This is a genomic window from Streptomyces albidus (ex Kaewkla and Franco 2022) (assembly GCF_013870515.1).
GTDB classification, from domain to species: domain Bacteria; phylum Actinomycetota; class Actinomycetes; order Streptomycetales; family Streptomycetaceae; genus Streptomyces; species Streptomyces albidus.
The window spans coordinates 1-2,306 of record NZ_JACBXA010000448.1; the positions used below are offsets into that span (position 1 = coordinate 1).

At 70.9% G+C, this 2,306-nt stretch carries 2 protein-coding genes; both read left to right on the top strand.

Going from position 1 to position 2,306, the window contains the following annotated elements:
- Positions 1-99: 99 nt before the first annotated feature.
- Complete coding sequence (locus H5J26_RS30345) at positions 100-1,803, top strand: Na+/H+ antiporter subunit D (protein WP_309238130.1); 1,704 nt, start codon at positions 100-102, stop codon at positions 1,801-1,803.
- On the top strand, positions 1,800-2,306 hold a 507-nt coding region (locus H5J26_RS30350; protein WP_181769162.1), incomplete at its 3' end, for a Na+/H+ antiporter subunit E. The genes H5J26_RS30345 and H5J26_RS30350, both read left to right, overlap by 4 nt.

A 2,306-nucleotide genomic window follows, 5' to 3' on the forward strand; every position in this document is an offset into this window, starting at 1 on the left:
GGCCCGTGCGGAGATGCGCGCCGAACGCGAACGCAGCGCCCAAGCCGAGACGAGCTCAGGCAAGGACGACCTGTGGGAGACGATCCTCGGAGCCGACCGGTGATCGCCGCGAGCGCCGCCCAGCCCGGCGGGGCGGCCTCCGTCGTCTCCGCGCTGGTGCCGCTGCCCGTGATCCTTCCGCTGCTCGCCGCAGGCCTGAAGCTCGCCATCGGCGTACGGCTGCAGCGCACCCAGCGCGTCATCAGCACCGTCGTCCTGGCCACCGTCCTGGCCGTCGCGCTGATCCTGCTCATCAACGCCGACAGCCACGGCCCGCAAGTCATGTACGCGGGAGGCTGGTCGCCGCCGGTCGGGATCGTGCTCGTCGCCGACAGGCTCTCCGCGCTGATGCTGGTGATCTCCTCGGCGGTCACCCTGTGCGTCCTGCTCTACTCCATCGGACAGGGCATGGCCGACAACGACGAGGCCACCCCGCTGTCGGTCTACCACCCCTCCTACCTGGTGCTGGTGGCCGGAGTCTCGGACACCTTCCTCGCCGGTGACCTCTTCAACCTCTACGTCGGCTTCGAGATCATGCTCACCGCCAGCTACGTGCTCCTGACGCTGGGCGGCACCGTCACCCGTATCCGCGCGGGAGCCACGTACGCGATCGTCTCGCTGCTCTCGTCCGTGCTCTTCCTCGCGGCGATCGCCGTGGTCTACGCGGCCACCGGCACGGTGACGATGGCCCAGCTCGCCGGCAGGCTCGACGAACTCCCCGACGGCGTGCGGCTGATGGTGCAGATCTCCCTGCTGACCGTCTTCTGCATCAAGGCCGCGGTCTTCCCCCTCGCCGCGTGGCTGCCGGACTCCTATCCCACGGCGCCCGCCCCGGTCACCGCCGTGTTCGCCGGACTCCTGACCAAGGTCGGCATCTACGCGATCCTGCGCACCCAGACGCTTCTCTTCCCCGGTGACCGGCTCAGCGACGTGCTGATGATCCTGGCGCTGTTGTCCCTGATCGTCGGAATCCTCGGTGCGGTGGCGCAGAGCGACCTCAAGCGGCTGCTGTCCTTCACGCTCGTCAGCCACATCGGGTACATGGTCTTCGGCATCGCGCTGGCCTCCCGCGCGGGGTTCGCCGGAGCCGTCTTCTACGTGGCGCACCACATCACCGTGCAGACCACTCTCTTCCTGGTCGTCGGGCTGGTCGAGCGGCGCGGCGTCACCACCGACCTGCAACGCCTGGGCGGAATCGCCAAGCTCTCGCCGGCGCTCGGGCTCGTCTTCTTCATCCCGGCCATGAACCTCGCCGGGGTGCCGCCGCTCTCGGGTTTCCTGGGCAAGTTCGGGCTGCTGCGGGCGGGCGTCGAGCACGGTGGTGCGCTCGTGTACGTGCTGATCGCCGCCGGCACCCTCACCAGCTTGCTGACGCTGTACGCCCTGGCCAAGGCGTGGAATCTCGCCTTCTGGCGGGCCGCACCCCCCGAGCTGTACGTGGTGGGCATCGTGCTCGACACCATCGAGACCGACGACGAGACCCCGGACGAGTCACCCTCCGGCTCGGCGCCGCAGCCGGGCCCGCCCGGCGGGGAGGCGGCGAACGTCCAGGGACTCACGGGCGGGGCCGAGTCCGCGACCTTCGGCGGCAGGGCGATCACCACCGGCCAGCCGCCGGCGGCCATGCTGGCGCCCACCATCGGACTGGTCACCTTCGGACTGGCCTTCACCGTGCTGGCCGGGCCGCTCTCGACCCTCACCGACCGTGTGGCGGGCGAGTTGACCGCCCGCACGCCCTACGTCGCGGCGGTGACGGGCAGATGACCACCGGACCCCACCCGGGGCAGCGTCCCGGCAGCAGACGCGCGGCCCAGTGGCCGACGGTGCTCGGCCTGGCCCTGCTCTGGATCCTGCTGTGGGGCACCTTCAGCGTCGCGAACGTCGTGACGGGCGTCGTCGTCGGGATCGTGGTGTGCGTGATCTTCCCGCTCCCGCCGATCGAGACGAGGGTGCGGCTGCGGCCCGTCGGCATCCTGCGCTTCGCCGCGCGCTTCACCCTCGACATGGTCGTCTCCAGCTGGCGGCTCAACCGCTACATCCTCGGCGTGCGCCCGCCGCTGGGCGCGATCGTGGCCGTACGGCTGCGCAGCCCCGGAGACCTCTTCCTGACGATCACCTCGGCCGCCGTCTCCGCGGTGCCCGGCAGCAACGTGCTGGACGTGCACCGCGCGTCGGGGACGTTGTACCTGCACGTGGTCGGCGCGGGGGAGGAGTCGGAGCGGAGCCGGGCGCGTTACGAGGTGCTCCGGCTGGAGGCCCGCGTGGTG